The sequence below is a fragment of the Streptomyces sioyaensis genome (assembly GCF_004122735.1).
Classification (GTDB): Bacteria; Actinomycetota; Actinomycetes; order Streptomycetales; family Streptomycetaceae; genus Streptomyces; species Streptomyces sioyaensis.
Genome location: NZ_SDIF01000054.1, coordinates 15,141 through 34,414 on the forward strand (window position 1 = coordinate 15,141; position 19,274 = coordinate 34,414).

At 70.8% G+C, this 19,274-nt stretch carries 18 protein-coding genes; 7 read left to right on the forward strand and 11 right to left on the reverse strand.

Going from position 1 to position 19,274, the window contains the following annotated elements; all coding sequences use genetic code 11:
- Positions 1 to 36: 36 nt before the first annotated feature.
- The 3 genes from EST54_RS19300 to EST54_RS19310 are packed head-to-tail and all read right to left on the reverse strand — an operon-like array spanning position 37 to position 2,920.
- A complete protein-coding gene (locus tag EST54_RS19300) occupies positions 37 to 684 on the reverse strand; it encodes a LutC/YkgG family protein (RefSeq protein ID WP_129248887.1) in 648 nt (215 codons plus the stop codon).
- Positions 681 to 2,171: a lactate utilization protein B gene (locus tag EST54_RS19305; RefSeq protein ID WP_129248888.1), complete on the reverse strand. Its 1,491-nt coding sequence runs from the start codon at positions 2,169 to 2,171 to the stop codon at positions 681 to 683. Before EST54_RS19305 ends, EST54_RS19300 begins: the two co-directional genes overlap by 4 nt.
- Positions 2,168 to 2,920, reverse strand: coding sequence for a (Fe-S)-binding protein (locus EST54_RS19310; protein WP_129248889.1), 753 nt, complete (start codon positions 2,918 to 2,920; stop codon positions 2,168 to 2,170). Before EST54_RS19310 ends, EST54_RS19305 begins: the two co-directional genes overlap by 4 nt.
- Positions 2,921 to 3,043: 123 nt before the next feature.
- Here EST54_RS19310 and EST54_RS19315 point away from each other — a divergent pair, with 123 nt between their 5' ends.
- On the forward strand, positions 3,044 to 4,345 hold the full coding sequence (locus EST54_RS19315) for an MFS transporter (RefSeq protein WP_129248908.1): 1,302 nt from the start codon (positions 3,044 to 3,046) through the stop codon (positions 4,343 to 4,345).
- Positions 4,346 to 4,772: 427 nt separating this feature from the next.
- Here EST54_RS19315 and EST54_RS19320 read toward each other — a convergent pair whose 3' ends face one another.
- Entirely contained in the window at positions 4,773 to 5,891 is a 1,119-nt protein-coding gene (locus tag EST54_RS19320; RefSeq protein ID WP_129248890.1) for an NAD(P)-binding domain-containing protein, read from the reverse strand.
- 61 nt (positions 5,892 to 5,952) lie between these two features.
- Here EST54_RS19320 and EST54_RS19325 point away from each other — a divergent pair, with 61 nt between their 5' ends.
- From EST54_RS19325 to EST54_RS19340, 4 genes are all read left to right on the forward strand, one after another.
- Positions 5,953 to 6,378, forward strand: coding sequence for a secondary thiamine-phosphate synthase enzyme YjbQ (locus tag EST54_RS19325; protein WP_129248891.1), 426 nt, complete (start codon positions 5,953 to 5,955; stop codon positions 6,376 to 6,378).
- Positions 6,379 to 6,554: 176 nt separating this feature from the next.
- A complete protein-coding gene (locus EST54_RS19330) occupies positions 6,555 to 7,169 on the forward strand; it encodes a ParA family protein (RefSeq protein ID WP_129248892.1) in 615 nt (204 codons plus the stop codon).
- Entirely contained in the window at positions 7,166 to 7,456 is a 291-nt protein-coding gene (locus EST54_RS19335; protein ID WP_129248893.1) for a hypothetical protein, read from the forward strand. The genes EST54_RS19330 and EST54_RS19335 overlap by 4 nt, the downstream gene beginning before the upstream one ends.
- Before the next feature lie 339 nt (positions 7,457 to 7,795).
- Positions 7,796 to 9,958 (forward strand): ATP-binding SpoIIE family protein phosphatase, encoded by a 2,163-nt coding sequence (locus tag EST54_RS19340; RefSeq protein ID WP_129248894.1) that lies wholly within the window; start codon positions 7,796 to 7,798, stop codon positions 9,956 to 9,958.
- Between the two features lie 42 nt (positions 9,959 to 10,000).
- Here EST54_RS19340 and EST54_RS19345 read toward each other — a convergent pair whose 3' ends face one another.
- Both EST54_RS19345 and asnB read right to left on the reverse strand, forming a co-directional pair.
- Complete coding sequence (locus EST54_RS19345) at positions 10,001 to 11,185, reverse strand: beta-ketoacyl-[acyl-carrier-protein] synthase family protein (RefSeq protein ID WP_129248895.1); 1,185 nt, start codon at positions 11,183 to 11,185, stop codon at positions 10,001 to 10,003.
- Positions 11,186 to 11,644: 459 nt separating this feature from the next.
- A complete protein-coding gene (gene asnB, locus EST54_RS19350) occupies positions 11,645 to 13,195 on the reverse strand; it encodes an asparagine synthase (glutamine-hydrolyzing) (RefSeq protein ID WP_203525350.1) in 1,551 nt (516 codons plus the stop codon).
- Positions 13,196 to 13,273: 78 nt separating this feature from the next.
- On the opposite strand from asnB, the gene EST54_RS19355 reads away from it, so the two are divergent.
- Positions 13,274 to 14,044 (forward strand): IclR family transcriptional regulator, encoded by a 771-nt coding sequence (locus EST54_RS19355; RefSeq protein ID WP_129248897.1) that lies wholly within the window; start codon positions 13,274 to 13,276, stop codon positions 14,042 to 14,044.
- Here EST54_RS19355 and EST54_RS34125 read toward each other — a convergent pair.
- Positions 14,041 to 14,184, reverse strand: a complete 144-nt coding sequence (locus tag EST54_RS34125) for a hypothetical protein (RefSeq protein ID WP_154074031.1) — start codon at positions 14,182 to 14,184, stop codon at positions 14,041 to 14,043. The two genes, EST54_RS19355 and EST54_RS34125, sit on opposite strands and share 4 nt — an antisense overlap.
- Before the next feature lie 14 nt (positions 14,185 to 14,198).
- Between EST54_RS34125 and EST54_RS19360 the strand changes: the two genes are divergently transcribed.
- Positions 14,199 to 14,456: a hypothetical protein gene (locus EST54_RS19360; protein ID WP_129248898.1), complete on the forward strand. Its 258-nt coding sequence runs from the start codon at positions 14,199 to 14,201 to the stop codon at positions 14,454 to 14,456.
- Between the two features lie 136 nt (positions 14,457 to 14,592).
- Here EST54_RS19360 and EST54_RS19365 read toward each other — a convergent pair whose 3' ends face one another.
- The 4 genes from EST54_RS19365 to EST54_RS19385 all read right to left on the reverse strand — a co-directional run bounded on the left by EST54_RS19365 (position 14,593) and on the right by EST54_RS19385 (position 19,274).
- The gene (locus EST54_RS19365) at positions 14,593 to 15,330 is read right to left on the reverse strand and encodes a VOC family protein (RefSeq protein WP_129248899.1); all 738 of its coding nucleotides are present in this window, start codon (positions 15,328 to 15,330) and stop codon (positions 14,593 to 14,595) included.
- A gap of 118 nt (positions 15,331 to 15,448) precedes the next feature.
- Positions 15,449 to 16,510 carry a hypothetical protein gene (locus EST54_RS35530; RefSeq protein WP_239012639.1) on the reverse strand — a complete coding sequence of 354 codons (1,062 nt, stop codon included), beginning with the start codon at positions 16,508 to 16,510 and terminating at the stop codon, positions 15,449 to 15,451.
- Positions 16,507 to 18,522, reverse strand: coding sequence for a P-loop NTPase family protein (locus EST54_RS19380; RefSeq protein ID WP_129248900.1), 2,016 nt, complete (start codon positions 18,520 to 18,522; stop codon positions 16,507 to 16,509). Before EST54_RS19380 ends, EST54_RS35530 begins: the two co-directional genes overlap by 4 nt.
- On the reverse strand, positions 18,519 to 19,274 hold the full coding sequence (locus tag EST54_RS19385; protein ID WP_129248901.1) for a toll/interleukin-1 receptor domain-containing protein: 756 nt from the start codon (positions 19,272 to 19,274) through the stop codon (positions 18,519 to 18,521). Before EST54_RS19385 ends, EST54_RS19380 begins: the two co-directional genes overlap by 4 nt.

The following is a 19,274-nucleotide window of genomic DNA, read 5'->3' on the forward strand; positions in this document are numbered from 1 at the left end:
CGCCACCGCCCGCACGGCCGCCGCGGTGTCCGCTGGCTACGACCCCGCCAGCAGGATCACTTCCAGCGTCCGCGGCCCGTGCACCCCCTCCACCCGGTCGAGCTCGATGTCGCTGGTGGCGGACGGGCCGGAGATCCAGGTCAGCGGGCGGTCCGGCGCCAGCCGCGGCAGCGCCTGAGGGACCGAACCGACCACCTGCTCAGGGACGCGGACCACACAGAGGTGATGGTCGGGCACCAGCGTGATCCGGCGCCTGCCCTGATCGGGCCCGCCGTCCAGTACCAGGGTGCCGGTCTCCGCGATCGCCACCGCGCAGCCCGTCAGCACGCTGTCCACGGCGTCGAGCTCCCGCGGGGTGGCGGACGCCCGGTCCTCGACACGGGTGAGGTCGGAACCGGCCAGCCAGGAAGCATCCAGACCCGGCGGCACCAGCACCGTACGGGCCCCGCGCTCCGCCAGCAGCCGGCCGATCAGCTCCGGCAGCGCTCCGGCGGTGCTGCGGTGCACCAGCGCCCGGTAGTCCGCGAGGTTCTCCGCGAGCAGCTCGACGGTCTGCTCCGTCGTGCGGGACCCGTGCACCCGCCGGTAGTCCCGCGCCACCGGCGCCTCGTCCGGCCGCTCCCCGCGCGGCACATCCGCCAGCGCCCGGCGCACCCGCGCCAGCACCACGTCCCGGCTGCTCACCCGCTGCCTCCTTGCTGTGCGGCCGATGTCCGGCGGGTGCGTTGCCACCAGTCACGGAAGGACTCGGCCGGCACCTCGGGCAGATCGCGGGTGGCGGACCAGGCGCGGCCCGGCCCCGGCAGCCGCCGCGGATGCAGCCGCCGGGTGCGGGCCGCCAGCCGCTCCCCGGTGCGCAGCGCGCCCGGGTGGTCGAACGCCCAGGCCGCCGCGCGCATCGCGGCCCGCTCCGCGGCATGCCCCTTGGCCGGTTTGAGGACGACCCGCGCCCCGCCCCGGGTGACCGGGCCGCCCTGCACCACCCGTTCCCGCAGATGCACCAGCACCTCGGGGATGTCGATGGCGACCGGACACACCTCGTAACACGCCCCGCACAGCGACGAGGCGTACGGCAGCGAAGCCTCCAACGGGCCACCGATACCACGTAGTTGGGGAGTGAGGATGGCGCCGATGGGGCCCGGGTAGGGCGAACCGTAGGCGTGCCCGCCGGCCCGCTCGTACACCGGGCAGACGTTCAGACAGGCCGAGCAGCGGATACAGCGCAGCGCCTGCCGGCCGACGGTGTCGGCGAGGGCGTCGGTCCGCCCGTTGTCGAGCAGCACGAGGTGGAAGGTCTGCGGACCGTCGCCGTCCGTCGTGCCCGTCCAGGTGGAGGTGTACGGATTCATCCGCTCGGCGGTGGAGGAGCGGGGCAGCAGCTGCAGGAAGACCTCCAGATCCTGCCAGCTCGGCACCACCTTCTCGATGCCGACGACGGAGATCAGCGTCTCGGGCAGGGTCAGACACATCCGGCCGTTCCCCTCGGACTCCACCACGACCAGGGTGCCGGTCTCGGCCACCATGAAGTTGGCGCCGGAGATCCCGACCTTCGCCGACAGGAACTTCTCCCGCAGATGCAGCCGCGCGGCCTCGGCCAGCTCGGCGGGGGAGTCGGAGAGCCCCTCGGGCGCCGGACGGCCCCAACCCGCCATCTCCCGGCGGAAGATGTCGCGGATCTCGGAGCGGTTGCGATGGATCGCGGGGACCAGGATGTGCGACGGCAGATCCCCGCCGAGCTGCACGATCAGCTCGGCCAGATCCGTCTCGTAGGCACGGATACCGGCCCGGGCCAGCGCGTCGTTCAGCCCGATCTCCTGCGTCGCCATCGACTTGACCTTGACGACCTCCCGCTCGCCGGTCTCCCGCACCAGCCGGGTGACGAGCGCATTGGCCTCGTCGGCGTCCACCGCCCAGTGGACCTGCCCGCCCGCCGCCGTGACCGCGGCCTCCAACTGCTCCAGATAGTGGTCCAGATGGCGCAGCGTACGGTCCTTCACCGCCGCGCCCGCCGCCCGCAGCTCCGCCCAGTCGTCCAGCTCGGCCACGGCCGCCGCCCGCTTGTCGCGGATGGTGTGGGTGGCGTGGGTGAGGTTGGCCCGCAGCCGGCCGTCACGGGTGGCGGCGGCCGCGGCCCGGGGGAACGCCGGCATGCCCAGGTACGTCCCGCTCACCACACCCTCCCTTCCGTACTGGCCAGGATCTCGGCGATATGCACCGGGCGGACCGCCGCACCCTGCCGGGTGAGGGTGGTCCCGAGGTGCAGCAGACAGGAGTTGTCGACCGTACACAGGGCCTCGGCGCCGGTCGCGACGACATTGCGGACCTTGTCGGCGCCCATCGCCGCCGAGACCGCCGCGTTCTTCACCGCGAAGGTGCCGCCGAACCCGCAGCACTCCTCGGCGCCCGGCAACTCCCGCAGCTCCAGCCCCCTGACCCGCTCCAGCAGCCGCCGCGGCCGGTCACCCAGCCCCAGCATCCGCAGGCCGTGACAGGTGGGGTGATAGGTGACGGTATGCGGGTAGTAGGCGCCGACGTCCTCCACCTTCAGCACGTCCACCAGGAACTCCGTCAGCTCGTAGGTCTTGGGCACCGCGGCCGCCGCCGCGTCGGCAAGCTCCCGGCCGCGCCCCTCGGCGGCCGCCTTCGCACCGATCCGCGGGTAGTTGTCCCGCACCATCGCGGCACAGGACCCGGACGGGGTGACGACATGGTCGAAGTCGCGGAACACCCGGTCGAAACGGCGCACCAGCGGTTCGGTCGCGTGCCGGTATCCGGTGTTGAACTGGGGCTGGCCACAGCAGCTCTGTCCGTCGGGGAAGCCGACCTCCACCCCCAGCCGTTCCAGCAGCGCCACCACCGCCTGCCCCGTCCGTGGATGGAGCAGGTCGTTGATACAGGTGACGAACAGTGCTACGCGCACGGTGCCCTCTCCTTTCGGCCGCCCTGGGCCCCTGGCGGCCCGCCGCTTCCGCGGTACATGATCACCTGTCGGCTCATCCTGCCCCAGCGGCAGGCCCAGGAGAAGAACCCGGAGCGGAGGACCATGTCGAACGCCGAATACATAGCCGAGGACCGGGCACCCGGCGACGCCCGCCCGCCGTCGCGGCTACGTCAGCTGGCCGCAGCCTCCATCGGCAACGCCGTCGAGTGGTACGACTGGTACGCGTACTCCTTCCTCGCCGTCTACTTCGCCGACCAGGTCTTCCCGCACGGCGCCGGCAACTCCCTGGTGCCCCTGCTGTCGACGTTCGCCGTCTTCGCGGTCGGCTTCTTCATGCGGCCGGTCGGCGGACTGCTGATGGGCGCGCTCGCCGACCGTCGCGGCCGGCGGACCGCACTGACCCTCACCATCCTGCTCATGGGCGGCGGCAGTCTGCTGGTCGCGCTCACCCCCACCTACGCGGCCACCGGAGTGCTGGCCCCGGTCGTCCTGGTCCTCGCCCGCCTGGTCCAGGGACTGTCGGTGGGCGGCGAGTTCGCGGCCTCCACCACCTTCCTCGTCGAATCGGCGGGGCCCGGCCGGCGCGGGCTGTTCGCCAGCTTCCAGTACGTGTCCACGACCGCCGGCCAGCTGCTGGCGTCCGGGACCGCCGCGCTGCTGGCGACGCTGCTCACCGAACGGCAGATGGGCCAGTGGGGCTGGCGGGTGGCGTTCCTCCTCGGAGCGCTGCTGAGCCTGCTGGGACTGTGGATCCGGCGCGGGGCCCAGGAGACCATCACCGAGCGGCGGGCCGCCGAGCGCCCCGGCCTCTTCGAGGCGCTGCGCCGCCACCCCCGCCAGTCGCTGCTCATCTGCGGCATCACCGCGGGCGGCACGCTCGCCTACTACACCTGGACGACCTATCTGCCCACCTACGCCCAGGTCAACGCCGGCTTCGACAAGGGCGATTCGCTCACCGTCGGCACCCTCTCGCTCGCCTTCTTCGCGCTGCTCCAGCCGCTCGGCGGGCTGCTCTCGGACCGCATCGGCCGCAAACCGCTGCTGCTCGGATTCTCCCTGGGCTTCGCCGTACTGGCCGTACCGCTGCTGCACCTGGTCACCGACGCGTTCCTCTCGCTCCTGCTGGTGCAGTGCGCGGGCATGGTGCTGCTCACCGGCTACACCGCGATCGCCGCGGCCGTGAACGCCGAGGTGTTCCCCGCGCGGGTGCGCGCCGCCGGCATCGGCTTCCCCTACTCCCTCACCGTCGCCCTCTTCGGCGGCACCGCTCCCTACGTCGGCACGTGGTTCCGGCAGGCCGGCCACCCCGACCTCTTCCCCTGGTACGTGGCCGCCCTCTGCCTCGTCTCGTTCCTCGTCTACCTCACCCTCCCGGAAACCGCCCGACGGCCGCTGGACACCTAGGGCCTGTTCGTTCTACGCGGTTGCGCGCCGGACGGGAGCGTGGAACCCGCCCCGCCCCGGCCCGGTGGCACGCGAAGGCGCCGCCCCTCCAGGGGCAGGGAGGGGTGGCGCACTTCGGGGCGGGGTCGGTCAGACGAGCCACCCCACGAAGTGGAGGATGCTCGCGAGCAGGTTGGTGATGATGTTCATCGGGGCTACTCCTTCGGTGTGGGAGCCAACTCTCCGGTCCAGCAAGGGGTTTCGACCGGAGGCGCCGCAGTGGTCTGCAGCCCGCCGCTTGCGCCTCGACATCATTGCCCGTTGCGGTGAGTCAATTGAATCCCTCAGCTTTGCGACCATGCGTGCCGGCGAACGCGTGCACCCGCGCCCGCGTGTTCCCATGGACGGGGCCTTTACGGGGCCCTGTGACGGCGGCACAGGGCACACTTCACGAGGCCAGACGTCCGGCCAAATCCGTCTCCCCATGGGCAGGTTGAGCCTCCCCGTCGAGCAGCCGGCGGATGTCGCGGACCGCGGCACGGCCCGCCCGGTTGGCGCCGATGGTGCTCGCCGACGGTCCGTAGCCGACGAGGTGCACCCGCGGATCGCGCAGGGTACGGGTGCCGTCCATCCGGATCCCGCCGCCCGGCTCGCGCAGCCGCAGCGGGGCGAGATGGTCGAGCGCCGCACGAAAGCCCGTCGCGTACAGGAGCACATCGGCCTCGACCGTACGGCCGTCGGCCCAGACCACCCCACCGGGCGTGAGGCGCGCGAAGAGCGGCAGCCGTTCCAGCACGCCGCTCGCCCGGGCCCGCCGGACCGCCTCGGTCATCGGCAGCCCCGTCACGCTCACCACGCTCCGCGGCGGCAGCCCCTGCCGCACCCGCTGCTCCACCAGCGCGACCGCGGCCCGGCCCTGCTCCTCGCCGAACGGCCCCTCACGGAACACCGGGGGCCGGCGGGTCACCCACGTCGTGGCGGCCGCGACCGGCGCGATCTCCAGCAACTGCTGGACGGCCGACGTCCCGCCGCCCACCACCACGACCCGCGCACCGCGGAAGTCCCCCGGCCCCTTGTACTGCGCACTGTGCAGCTGACGGCCGGCGAAGACGTCCTGTCCCGGAAACCGTGGCCAGAACGGCCGGTCCCAGGTCCCGGTCGCGTTGATCAGCGCCCGCGGTGCGTAAGCGCCCTCGGACGTCTCGACCAGCAGCCGATCGTCGGCGCCCGCCCGCACCGCCGTCACGCTCACCGGCCGGTGCACCCGCAGCCCGAAGGTCTGCTCATAGCGGCCGAAGTACCCGCCGATCACCTCGGACGACGGGCGCTGCGGATCGGCGCCGGTCAGCTCCATGCCCGGCAGTGCGTGCATCCCGTGCACCTTGTCGTACGTCAGCGTGGGCCACCGGAACTGCCAGGCCCCGCCGGGGCGCGGGGAGTGATCGAGCACGACGAAGTCCCGGTCCGGAACCCAGCCGGCCCGCCGTAGATGGAAGGCCGCGGCCAGACCGGCCTGCCCGGCACCGATCACCACGACCTCGACGTCACGCACCCCGAAGTGGTTCATGCTTCACCCAACCCGGGAGGCGCCGTATGTCTTCCCGGGGCGCCCGTACGAAAATGGCCGCATGAGCGCCGCATTCACCACTCGCACCCTGGACATCACCACCGGCACGACCGAGACCGTCACCGACCTCACCGCCGACTGCGCCGAGTTCCTCCGAGAGCACGCGGACGGCCGCGACGGCTTGCTGAACATCTTCGTGCCGCACGCCACAGCCGGCATCGCCGTACTGGAAACCGGCGCAGGCAGCGACGAAGACCTCCTGGCCACGCTCCACGACCTGCTGCCCGCCGACAACCGCTGGCGCCACCGCCACGGCAGCCCCGGCCACGGCCGCGACCACGTCCTGCCGGCCCTCGTCCCACCCCACGCCACCCTCCCGGTCGTGTCGGGCCGGATGGCACTGGGCACGTGGCAGTCGGTCTGCCTGGTCGACACCAATGTCGACAATGTCAACCGTCAGGTGCGGTTGAGTTTCCTTGGCCAGTGAGCTGCGACCACGACGACTGTGGGCGAAGTGGGGACATGTTCGGGTGCGACAACAACTGGGTGCCCGCCGTTTCTCACTCGCGTGCGGGTGAACCACGAAGCCGCGTCCTCGTGTCGGCCAAAGCCGGATGAGCGTGCCCGTTATCGTCAGCTCTCGTGCCGTTGAGCTGTGCGTTTGTGAATCTCAAGCCCGGCGTCGGAAAGACGACGAGTGCTGTGTGGCTGGCCCACGCGCTTCATGAGTCGGGACTGTCGCCGCTGCTGGTCGACGGTGACCCGGCCGCTTCCGCGCTGCGCTGGAGCGAGCTGGCCAGTGGCTTTCCGTTTCCGGTGATCGCCCTGCCGGTGGGGGACGTCCACCGTCGCGTGAACGACTTCCTCGGCGACCGACAGGCCGTCGTGCTCGATGCGCCCCAGCTGGAGGACCATCCCCGCATCACCCGCAGCATCATGAGGTACGCCGGCGAGTGGATCGTGCCCGTGACCCCCGCCCCCATCGAACTGGACCGGATGGCACCCATCCTTACTGAGATGGCGGACGTGCAGTCCCTGCGTGCCGAACCCGCCCGCACGGCGGTCCTGCTCAATCGCACCAACCGTCCCGATGCCACGCGCACCGGGCCCGATGCCGACGCTCGTGAGGCACTCGGCGAGCGGGGTTTCGATGTGCTGGACACCCAGATCGCGCGGCTCGACCTCTACGCCCAGTCTTTCGGGAACCCGGTCCAGGCCAAGGGCTCGGCGTACATGGACTTCGCGGAGGAACTGATCAAGCGTCAGGATGAGGAATGAGCCAGCGCAAGGACAACTACCGCGCCGCATTGCGGCGCGAGCAGAATGTCTCGGCACCCCGGTCCGCCGATGTCACCAGGCTGAAGAGCAGATACATCCGGGTGACCGTCGAGGTCGATCCCGACCTGCGAGGCGATCTGACGCGATGGATGGGACGGCCGGTCTCCTCGGTGGTGCTCGCCGGCGCGACCGTCCTGCGTACCCTGGCCGCCACCGCCGGCTGGGTCTCTCGGCCCGGACACCCGGCTGCGTCCGTCCCGCGTGAGGTTCCGGATTCGGGTCGCTGACCGGGTGGCTCGCACGGCAGGGCGCCCTGCCCGAGGTAGCCGTCACGCAGCGAAGACCCCCGGCCGTGCCAGGACCGATGCCGAGGCCGGCCCTGCCAAGGTTGGCCAAGGGGTGTCCCGTAATCCCTGGCGGGCGACGGCCCCCGGCAGGGTGAGCACGGCCCCACCTGCCGCGGCGTTCCGTTCCCTCACTGTCCGCGTTCACCGCGCGATTCGCTGGTGTGGGCGAAGCGCCCCCCGGTGTTATTCAATGAAGTGTGTGGCCAAGGATCTCGGGGCCCGTCGCACGGGTCCGAGTACGGCCCCGGCGCTGTGCCGGGGATTGCTGAGAGAGCCGGCATGGACTCCACACCCTCTCGCTCGTCCTCTTCGGCGTTCGACCTGGTCAGCAGCGCCCTGGGACGCTACATCCCACGCCGCGGGGCGGCAGCGGCCGCCGGTCCCGCCGACGCGCAGGGCGACCGCACCACCCGCCAGCGCGTACCCGACAACCCGGCAGCCGGCCGTCAGGATCAGATCCTCGGCGCGGTCAACCTGGACCGGGATCTGAGCATCACCCGCTGCAATCTGGACGCCCCCGTGTTCGCGGGTCTGGACGCCGTGCCCGGGAGTCCCTTCGTCGATCTCCTGCCCCCGGGGGACGTACCGACGGTCACCCGGCGGTTGCGGCAGGTATTGGAGACCGGTGAGGCGCACGTCGCCCGGATTCAGCGCCTGCGGCGCGGCGACGGGTCGGAGCTGGTGGTCTCGATGAGCATCCTGCCCGCCGCGGTGCCTCAGGAGGGCCTGACCGTCTCCGTGATCGCCATGGCCAGGAGGCTGCACCTGTACGCCGCCGAGACCGCGATCGGCACCTCGCTGGACATCGGGGACACCGCGCAGTCCCTGGCGCAGTCCCTGCTGGCTTGGGGAGACGTGGCTGCCGTCGACCTCGACTTCGCCGTGTGGACGGGCGAGGGAGTCACCGGGCAGGGGCAGGGGCGCATCCGGCTGCGGCGGGCGGCCCTGGTGCCGGACCGGGCGTGGCCCGAGGGCTACGTGACTCCGGGCGGCGATCTTCCCAGCGACGCGAGTCGTCTGCTGGCGCAGGCGGTACGGCGGGACGACGCTCCGCAGGCCATCGTCATACCCGACCGGGAGGCGGTCGAGCGGGTACTCGGCAGTCCACGGGTGATGCGTGCCCTGGTGCCCGGCGACCGGTCGGCGGGTGTGGCGTGCATACCGCTGGTCTTGGACGGCGCGCCGCCCGTCGTGCTGGGCGTGGCGGAGGTCTGGCGGCGGGCGGACTGCCCCTTCCGCGACAGCGAGCTGTTCGACCTGCAGGAACTGGTGGCCCGGACCGCCCATCACGTCGACCTGGCCCGTCAGCACCAGCGCGAGCACACGCAGGTGCTGGCGTTGCAGCGCCGGCTGCTGCCCCGGACCGGCGGCGACACCATCGAGATCGCCAGCGTTTACCAGCCCGCCACCCCGGACAGCGCGGGCGTCGGCGGTGACTGGGTGAACAGCTTTCCGCTGCCGGACGGCCGTACCGCGCTGGTGGTCGGTGACGTCGTCGGGCACGGCCTGGGAGCCGCGGCGACCATGGGCCAGCTGAGCATGGAGGCCCGCGCGCTGCTGTCCGCGGGGCTCGCGCCCGACGAGGTACTGGAGCACCTGGACGAAACCGTGACGCTGATGGACGACGCGGAGTCCGGGCTGGCGGCCGGCTACAGCGCCCTCGGGTCGACCTGCTGCATCGCCCTCTACGACCCGGTCAGCCACCATGTGGCGCTGTCCAGCGCCGGCCACCTCCCTCCGGTCCTGGTCTCGCCGGACGGGCACGCGGGCCCGCTCACGGTCCGCCCGCACCCCGGCCTGGGCGCCGAGTTCGCGCTGCGGGAGCCGTTCGAGGTGCGCACGTTCGGCGCCCCCTCCGGCTCCCTGCTCGTCCTCTACACCGACGGCCTGGTGGAGGATCCGGACGTGTCGATCGACGAGGGCATCGGCAGGCTGGCGGACGCCGTGTCCAGGGTGCACCCCTGGGACGCCCTGCAGCAGGCCGCACGGCACGTCGTCTCCGCCCTGGCACCCGGGCGCCAGCGCGACGATGTGACCCTGCTGCTCGCGCGGATGGTCGGCTACCGCAAGGGGGACACCGAGACCTGGCGGCTGCCCGCCCGCGACGACGCCCCCGCCCGTGCCCGCGCGCAGGTCTCCGCGCTGCTGCGGCACTGGCGCATCAGGGACGACACCCGGGACAACGTGCTGCTGGTGGTCAGCGAGCTGGTCACGAACGCGGTGCGCTTCGCCACCGGTCCCCTCACGGTACGGCTGATCAGGGCCGGTCACGGCCTGCTGTGCGAGGTGGGCGACACCGGCAACGGCAGGCCACGTCTGAGCCGGGGCGGCCTCTTCGACGACGGCGGTCGTGGCCTGCACATCGTGCACAGGCTCACCACCCGATGGGGGGTGCGGTGGACGGACACCGGCAAGGTGGTCTGGGCGGAAGTCGCGAGGTGACGCGGACGGCCCGTTTGCCGGTACGGGTGGCGCGGGCTTGCGCTACAGCCACTTCCCTTCCAGGGCGGTGGCGGTGAGGCCCGGTGCGGCCGCGTACAGGACGGCGCGGCTGCCCGGCTTCTGCCCGGCGTCGTGCGCCCGCCGCAGGATGTCGAACACGGCGGCGCCTCCGCGGTTGCCGCTGGTGTAGCTGTCCCGGCTGTAGTCCAGCAGCCCCGACGGCCACGCGTCGGGCATCGTCTTCTCCATGTACTCCAGCACCCGGGTCCCGCCGGGGTGCGCCAGCAGCACGTCGGGGTGCCAGGAGTCGGGGTCGTCCTGGTAGCGGACGCGCAGCCACTCCCACATCGCGGCGACCGTCTCCTGTACGGCGCGCGGCCCGCGCCGGTCCATCACGAAGTGGGTGCCGTCCGTCCGTGTCTCCAGGCGGTGCAGATCTTGGGTGCCGGGCAGGGTGTGGTGCCAGGTGGCGTCCAGCCGCAGCACCGACTCGCGCCTCGGGCGGCCCGTGACCACCGCGGCGACCGCGGTGTCGGCAAACAGCAACCGGACGATCAGGGACTCCAGAGTGTCGTCCGCGGGCTGGTAGGTCGTGCTCAGTGCCTCCGCGATCACGACCAGGACCACCCGGTCGGGGTCCGCGGCCACGAGATCCGCCGCCAGCGCCAGGGAGCGGGTCCCCGCTATACAGGCCCACTGCGTGGCCGGCAGCAGCAGCACGTCCTTGCGGAGCGGAAGCTTGTTGGCCAGGGCGACGTCCAGACCCGGCAGCGCCGGGGTGGTGGAGTGGCTGGTGATGACGCAGTCGATGTCCGCGGCGTCCAGCCCGGCGATCTGCAGGGCCCCGCGCGCCGCACGCTCCCCGTAGGACTGCACGGCGTCCCAGGCCGGCGCGGTGCGCTCCTGGACGGTCTGCGGCGCGGGTATCGCCTCAAGTGCGGTGATCACGCGGTCCACGTCCTGCTGGGTGAACCCGTCGCGTGCCAACGCCTCTTGGGCCGACCCGATGCCGACAGCCCGCAGGCCGCCGCCATTGCCGGGTGCGACGGCGGCCTCCAGCGGCAGCATCCACCCACGTGTCTCGATGCCCGTGCTGGCCGCGATGCCGTCGATCCGCGGTGCCCACGCCGCGTGTGGATGCCGATCGCGCACCTCCGTCACGATGTCGCTGGTCTCCACGGTGTGCTCGCCGTGTATGACGGCAGGAGGACAGAGGTAAGCGGCCATAAGGAGGTACCTTCCAGGGCAGGGGGAATGTCCCGAGTGCTGTGGCATGGGTCACTCTGGGCTTCGTGCCCAAGAGTTACCGGTAGATCCCACTTCGGGTGCGGTATCCGTTTCGAGCATGGACACCAAAGGGACATTTCCGCTGTGATGCACGCAACTTAGGCGGCTTTTGGGGTGCGTGAGACGGCACACACCGCTGAAACAGGAGCCCTAGGAGCGGTTCCGCAGGTCTTCCCTGACCTAGCGTCAGCCAGGGGCCCTGGTCAGGGCGGGGCGGCGGACCGCGAACGCTGCCGGGCACCGCACGTCACCGGCGACGTGTGCGCGATGCACGCTGCGGTTCTGCCGCTCGCGACCACCGCCTCGGCCGGAGAGCGCATGGCGGTCACCGGGAGCCGAACCCGCGTGATTCTCACGGCAGTTCGAGCAGGAATCGGAGAAGGCACATCGGCCCGAATGTCAGGCCGTGGCGAACCTCGTCAGTACGGCCTCCGGCCGTACGTCCGGCAGCGCCCGCCGGAAGGCCCGGTAGTAGGCGATCTCCTCCTCGGTCCGCAGGCCCATCTCCGACGCTTCCGCATCGGAGACCCGGTCGTGGTCCCCGGCTCCCGGTTGCGGCGCGAGCACGTCCTGTGCGCCGCTGCCCGTACCGAACTGCACCTTGCGGCGCCAGAGCAGCTGCTCGGGCAGCCAGCCGGTGAAGGCTCGGCGCAGGTGCCCCTTCTCCATGCCGTCCGGTTCGAGCCCCTTCAGCTCGGGCGGCAGCGACACGGCGTGCGCGATGACCTGCGCGTCGAGGAACGGAACCCGTGCCTCAAGGCCGTGGGCCATGGTGACGCGGTCGCAGCGCTGGAGATTCAGGCCGTGGAGGTCGCCGATGGTGCGGGCCAGTTCGGCGTCGAGTGCGGCAGGGTCGGCGTGTGCGCTGTGGTAGTAGTCGTACCCGGCGAACAGCTCGTCCGCGCCCTCGCCGGTCAGCACCGCCTTGACGTGCCGGGAGGCCAGCTCCGAGAGGAACCAGTTGGGCACGGCGCTGCGGATGAGGCTGGCGTCGAAGGACTCGACCGAGGCGACGACCTGGTCCAGGATGGCGGTCGCCTGCTCGGCGTCGAAGACGGCCTCGTGGTGTTCGGTGCCGAGGAATGCCGCCGCCTCGCGGGCCGCGAGCAGGTCGGGCGAGCCGTCGGTGCCGACGGCGAAGGTCTTCAGCGTCTTGCCCCGCTTCGCGTATTCGCGGGCGGCGATGGCGGCGACCACGCTGGAGTCGAGCCCTCCGGAGAGGAACACGCCGACGTCGACGTCGGCCATGAGGTGACGGCGTACGGAGTCCACGAGGACCTCGTGGGTGGCCTTCTCGGCGATCTCGGGCGCCAACTGCAGCCAGTCCTCGGCAGCTTCGCCGCCGGGTGCGCCGACGCTCGGGACGGCGTGGGCGAACCGTACGAGGCCGGTCTCGGGCGTCCAGTAGCAGCCGGGCGGGAATGCCTCGACGACGGGCTGCACTTCGCGCGGGAAGGCGCGCAGCTCGGAGGCGAACCAGAGGGTTCCGTCCCGCTGTGCCCAGTAGAGGGGCTTGATGCCGATGCGGTCGCGGGCGGCGACGAAGCGGCCGTCGGGGGTTGCGGCACCCAGGGCCCACATGCCGTGGAGGCGGTCGAGGGCGGAGGGTCCGTACAGCTTCAGCAGGGCGAGGGCCGACTCGCTGTCGGAAGACGTGGCGAAGTGGGCGGACTCGCCGAGGTCGGCGCGGATGTCGGCGTGGTTGTAGATCTCACCGTTGCAGACGAGCGCCCAGCTGTCCTGCCGGCCGAGGGGCTGCCGACCGCCGTCGAGGTCCACGATCGACAGCCGGGTGTGACCGAGCCAGGCGGAATGCCCGAGGAGCCAGTGGTCACTTTCGTCGGGGCCGCGGTGCCTGATGCCGGTGAGCATCTTCTGGCCCGCGGCGCAGGTATGGAGGGGATCGGAGTCCTTGGAGGACTGGTGGTAAATCGCAGCTATGCCACACATGCAGGTCGACATTACGTCACCGGGGCGCATGCAGCAACGACTGTTGCGCTATACGCACGGATGGGCGAAGGTTGAGCTGTGAGTAACGACAGCCTCAGTAGCGTCAAGCGCGCCCTGGAAGTCCTGCGTGCCCTCGGGCAGGGGCCGATGCGGGTGCAGGCGATGGCACACGCGATCGGCAGGGAGAAGACGCAGGTCTCGCGCACCTTGAAGGTCCTGGCCGAAGAGGGTTTCGCGGTGCGTGACCCCGAAACGATGGAGTACCGGCTGGGCTGGCAGTTCTTCGCCCTCGCCGCCGCGGCCGAGGAGAATCCGCTCCGGCACGAGGCGCCGCGCGTGCTGCGCGCCCTCGTTCAGCAGCTGGGCGAGTCGGCACACCTCACGACGCTGGCCGGGAACGCGGCGGTGACGGTGCTGTCGGAGCGCCCGGTCCGCACGCTGCAAGTGCACGAGCGGGTCGGCCAGACGTCCCCGCTGAACTGCACGTCCTGCGGACGCGCGCTGCTGCTGGGCGTGCCGGACGACGAAGTGGTCGCGCTCTTCGCCGCCGCGGACGCGACGGGAGAGCCACTGCCCGGAAGCGAGCGCGCACCCCGTACCGTCCCGGCCCTGTTGGAGCGACTTCACGAGGAGCGTCGGGCCGGTTACGTGGTGTCCATCGAGGAGCACGAGCCGGGCATGACCGCGGTGGCGGCGCCCGTACGCGACTTCCGTGGTGCCCCGGTCGCCGCTGTCAACATCTCGGCCCCGACGATGCGGCTGCCGCCGGAGGCGCATCCGCCCGTGATCGAGGCGGTGCTGTCGGCCTGCAAACGCCTGTCGGAGACGCTGGGCTACGCGAACCACTAGAAGCGGGCGGCGCGTTCATGGATGTCGGGCACATCGGTGTCGTTGGCGGCGGACGTGAGCTGGGCGAGCAGACCGAGGTACGCCACGGTCTGCCCTCGGCCGATACCGCGCGCCTGTCCCACGGCTCGTGCCACAGGCACTTAAATATCGGAGCGTGACTAGAGAGCCGCAGCGCTTCACGATTTTTTTGGTCCCCGAACATGTGGAGGACAGGGGCGGTGCCTCCGTGGAGGACTCAGCCGTACGCTCGGCGGTCGTCGAGGCGACGGGCGAAACGGGAGCCTCCGGCTACCCCCGCTACATCGGGCACGGGATGGTGGCCGACATCGACCCCAGTACGCGCACGGTCGAGGCGCTGCTCGTCGACGGCGCAGAGCTGGACTACGGGCTGACCGCCTTGGTCACTCCCTGATCGCGGGGATCAGGGAGTGACCATCAGGTGACCGGTGCCTGCCGTAGGCGTGGGTCAGGCTGTCATGAGGTGGCGCCGGGGAGGGCGGGGCCCGCGTGCTGCCGCACCGACATGAGGGTGCGGAAGGAGTTCCGCGTCAGCCCCGGCCGAGGACGCAGAACTCGTTGCCCGCCGGGTCGGCCAGGACGACCCAGGAGACGTCACCCTGACCCACGTCGGCCCGTACCGCGCCGAGGCCTTCGAGCCGGGCGACCTCCTTCGCCTGGTCTTCGACGGGGTCGGACATCACGTCGAGATGGATGCGGGTCGATACGATCTCGTCGTCGGGCGTGCGGCGGAACTCCAGGTACGGCCCGACGCCCTTGACGGAGCGCAGCAGGGCGCGGTCGTCGGTCAGCTCGTGGACGGTCCAGTCGATCGCCTCGCCCCAGAACCGCACCATGGCCCGTGGGTCGGCGCAGTCGACGACCACGGCGGCTATCGGCCCGGTGTCCCGGTAGAGCTCCCGGGGTTCCAGGACGCTGAACACGTTGCCTTCCGGGTCGGCCAGCACCGTCCACGGCACGTCGCCCTGGCCCACATCGGCGGGCGTCGCCCCGAGCTCCGTCAGACGTGCGACCAACTCCGCCTGATGGGCGTCGGAGGTGGTGGCGAGCTCGATGTGCACGCGGTACTTCACCGACTCCGGGTCCGGGACGCGGACGAGATCGATGCAGACGGCGGACGGGTCCGGCCAGTCGAAGCCCACGGGTACGAGGTTGGTGACGCCGGGCCCTTCGCTGGAAACCTCCCAGCCGAGCACCTCCGCCCAGAACTGGCCGAGCGCCGAGTCGTCCCGGGCCTTGAAGTTCACCTGAACAAGTTGCAGCGTCATGCCGCACACCTTAGGTGATCTCCGTCGGGCAGGCGTGCGAAATTTGGCCTGTTGCGTGATCACCTAACGACGTGTCCGAACCCTGTGTCAGTTCCTCTTCGTGTCTCCTGAGGGAAGGTCAGAGTCCGGGAGCCGTGTCGTCGGTCGCATCGTCATCCGGTGCGTAGCTCGCCGGCGGGTCGAACCTTCTCAGCAGTTCCTCGGCCGTCTCGTTCCGGTCCTGCGTCTTGATGATCTCGGCGATCTGCTTGGCCAGCATCCCCCGCCGGACATCTCCGTCCGTGAATCCCATGCCGGCGAGGAAGGCTTCGAAGTGGTCAGCGGCTGTCGGCTCGCGTTCGAACGAGGCGGGTGGTGCGTCCATGGCTTTCAGGTCGGGCCGCTCGCTCTGCGGCTGAGGGATGAGATCCCGCAGTCGTGGGGGCACATCGGTGTCGTTGGCGGCGGACGTGAGCTGAGCGAGCAGACCGAGGTCCGCCACGGTCTTCTCCACGTGATCGTCGTTCTTCGCGAGCCACCAGACCACCGCGCTGCCGGTGTCCTTGAGCACGTCCTCGCCCAGGTACTCGCGCTTGCTCTGCTCGTACTTCCGCTGGTGTTCCCAGACTGCCTTGTCCTTGCGCACTTCAGCGAGCTTGTTCAACCGCTCCTGATCGTGTTCGCGCAAGGTGAGCGTGACACCCTCCGCCATGACCTGGAGGTGGCCGGTGCGGTCCGGGCGCATCGTGCCGAGTGCGCCACTCAGCTCGTGCTGGACGAGTGAGGCCCGGCCGGGCTCCCGCCGCTCCGTGAGCGCGCGGGCACGGTCCAGCACCGCTTCGACGGCGAGGCCCGCCGGGCTGACGACGGGGCCGTCGCCGGGGGCATCGAGGGGGTACCACCGTACGGTCGCGGAGAAGAGGAAGTCGTAGTCGGCCCATTGGCTGGGCACCGCCACGTTGCTGACGCGCTGTTCCCTGCGCTCGATGGGCACCGCGGTGCGTTGCTCCTCGACATCGACGGGCACGGAGCCACGCCGCATCACAGCGATCTTGAAGGCTGCCGCGGGCACTGCGACGACGAGAACGGCGAGGGTCGCCCACGCCCAGGGGGGCCACTCCTGCGTCAGGCCGAGGATCGTCAGCAGCAGAGCGCACAGGATGGTGAGGAAGACGGTCGTCGTCTTGCAGCCGGTCGTCATGGTGCGGTCCCCCTGGGTGGTGTCGGTCGAGAGCGGGCGGCTGACGGGCCAAGTCCCTGCGCCGCAGAGATCTTCTGGAGCAGGCGGTCGGTGGTGGCGACGCCGCGTGCCGGGCCACCGGAGGTGGTGGGTTCGGCTGAGCGGGCCACGGCGTACAGCGTCGCGAGGCGTTTGCCGTCCCCGGCGGCGGCGTCGACCAGCAGGTCGAGCAGCAGGTCGTGGTGATCGCCGGTGTCGGACGCGGTGTGCAGCCAGCGCTGCGCGTACGGCTGCCAGTACGACCGCGGCAGCTGGGCGAACACCTCCCGCCAGCCGAAGGTCACACAGCCCTGTACGTAGTCCTCGTCCGCCAGCGCGCGGGGCGCGCCGCCCGGGTCCGTCAGCGGCACCGGGTCGCAGATCCGCAGGAAGAGACGGGCGTCAGCAGCCGGCACGGACGAATGCCGGGTGAGGCGGGCGAGCATGCGGCGCCTGAGCCTGCTGCTCGTCGTCACCACATCGCTCAGGGCGTCCAGTGCGGGCGTGGCACCGCGCTCACGGCGGGCGAGGTGGTGCAGCCGGACCATTGCCTGGTCGGGATGCGTCGGTGCGATCACGTCGGTGCAGACGCGGAGCAGGACGTACGCGAGCTCTCCCGACAGTTGCTTGTCCCGGCACCAGGTGTAGATCAGCTGCCGGAAACCCCCTCCGTACCGTTTGTTCTCCAGGCCGCAGGTGAGTGCGTGGACGGCTGCCTCCGGACGAGCCCGGCTCGTGGTGTCGGCGGCGGCCCATTCCTCGGCCAGGTTCGCAAGCTCCCTCCACTTCCCGGTGCGCAGATACTGGTCGGCGAGCCGTTGCACCAGCTCTCCGCGGAGGTCCGAGGTGACGTGTGGATCGACCAGCTCCGCGGTCCGGAGGGCCCAGGTGCTGAGAGGGCGCCTGAGGTCGGGCAGGTGGTCCCAGAAGTGGGCGCGAACGGCGGCGTCGAAGTCCAGCTGGTCGAACCGTACGTGGCCGTCCCGCCCGGCCGACGCGGAGATCTCCTTCAGGCGCTCGGCGAGGTCCTTGCCTTCGATGGAGGAAAGCGTGCTCCGCGGGGTCTTGAGGGTGCGGAGCAGGAGTTCGGTGGAGTGGTGGATCACGTCGGCGTGCGCGCCGTGCAGCATGGCCGTGGTGCACAGCAAGGCTCGCTGTGACGCCTCAGGCTGTTCGGCGACGAGGCCGGCGACCTCTTGTCGCCAGGCCTTCCGCGCGTCCCGAGCCTGCTCGCACCAGCCGGCGAAATCGTCGGGCGTCCGATGCTCCGCGCGGGCCCGCCGCACGCGGTCCGCGAAGTCCGCGATCTCTTCGATCGAAGGCTGCTCGTCCAGGAAATCCGCCAATGCGGGCGCGGATTGCAGGTACTCCTCATGCGGTATCTGATGGAGCCGTAGGTGGCGCCGGAACACCTCCTGGGCAGGAGGGTGGGAGATTTTGGCACGGTAGAACTGGAGGTCGGATTCCAGAGTGCCGTCGTACGGCATGACGACCACCAGGTGGGCCTGCTGTTCGTGTACGGCTTTGCGGAGCGCGGACAGGTCCCTGCGGTTCCTCGCCCATCCGGCGCCGTCGGCCTCGGCAAGGTCCAGTAGCAGCCGGTCACCGGCGCCGACCAGCCCGGGATCCGTGAGAGTGGCCTCTCCTTCGTCGCCGGGCAGCAATTCGCGGAAGATGCCGGAGTCCCGGTGAAGTTCGTACAACAGGACGCGTGCCGCGGCGGTTCTGCCGCTCCCCGACGGGCCATGCAGGATCACGGTGCTGCGCTCCGCCAGCAGACGGCGTGCTTCGCCCATCCCCTCGGGGTCGACGAACCGCTGTCTGAGCAGGCGGAGTTGGTCGTCGGCGATGCGGCGGGGACTTCGGGGGGCCGTCTGTTGCCCGAACGGGCTTGCGGTGTAGCTGTTGTAGAAGTAGTTGTGGTGGTGCATATCGCCGTAGCCGGCATGCACCGAGCCGGTGGAATGGTCGATCCGTGTGAACGTTTCGTTCACCGCTCGTCGTCCTCGCTCTGCTTCGGACCGCCGAACCGGTGCCGGATGTCACCGTGATGGTCGCCTTCGACATTCGTCATGCCGTCGCCCGAGTAGTGCCGGCCGCCCGACACATGGCGGGAATTCTGATAGAGGTTGCCGTTGCCGGAGTGCACGGGGCCGGTCGAGCCCTTGATAACGGTGCCGCCGACGTCTCCGGTGAAGTCCCGGCTCTGCACGGCCGTTCCGTGGATGTCACCGGCCGAGTTGGACACCGAGCCAGGGTCGGGGACCGGTGCCTCGGCGTGTTCGAGGTCATGCAGCTCGGGAACCATCTCGGCCACCAGGTCACCGAGGCGCTTCAGATCGGCTTCGGCGTTCTGCGTGTCCAGCCGCACGGACTGCAGCTCGGCCAGCCGCGCCAGCTCGTCCGGCAGATCGTCCTTCTTCAGGCGTTCCGTCGTCCTGCCCGCCAGGACGGGGATCACCGGAAGTCCGCAGGCGAACGCCTCCAGGATCTCCTTCCGCACCCAGTCCTCCGGGTCACGGAGCCTGGCCCGGAAGTTGATCCAGTCGGCCCCGATCACCGCCAGAAGCAGTGCGCTGCGGCGCAAGCTCGTGAGCAGGGCGTCGGGATAGGCGGTGCCGGGAGGGATGGACTTCGAGGCGCGGAAGGCGCGGTCCTTCCCGAAGCGGTTGGAGAGTTCGTTGTCGATCAGGGCGGCGGTTTCATTGCCGTCGCCCGTCCGGTAGTTGATGAACACATCGGCCAT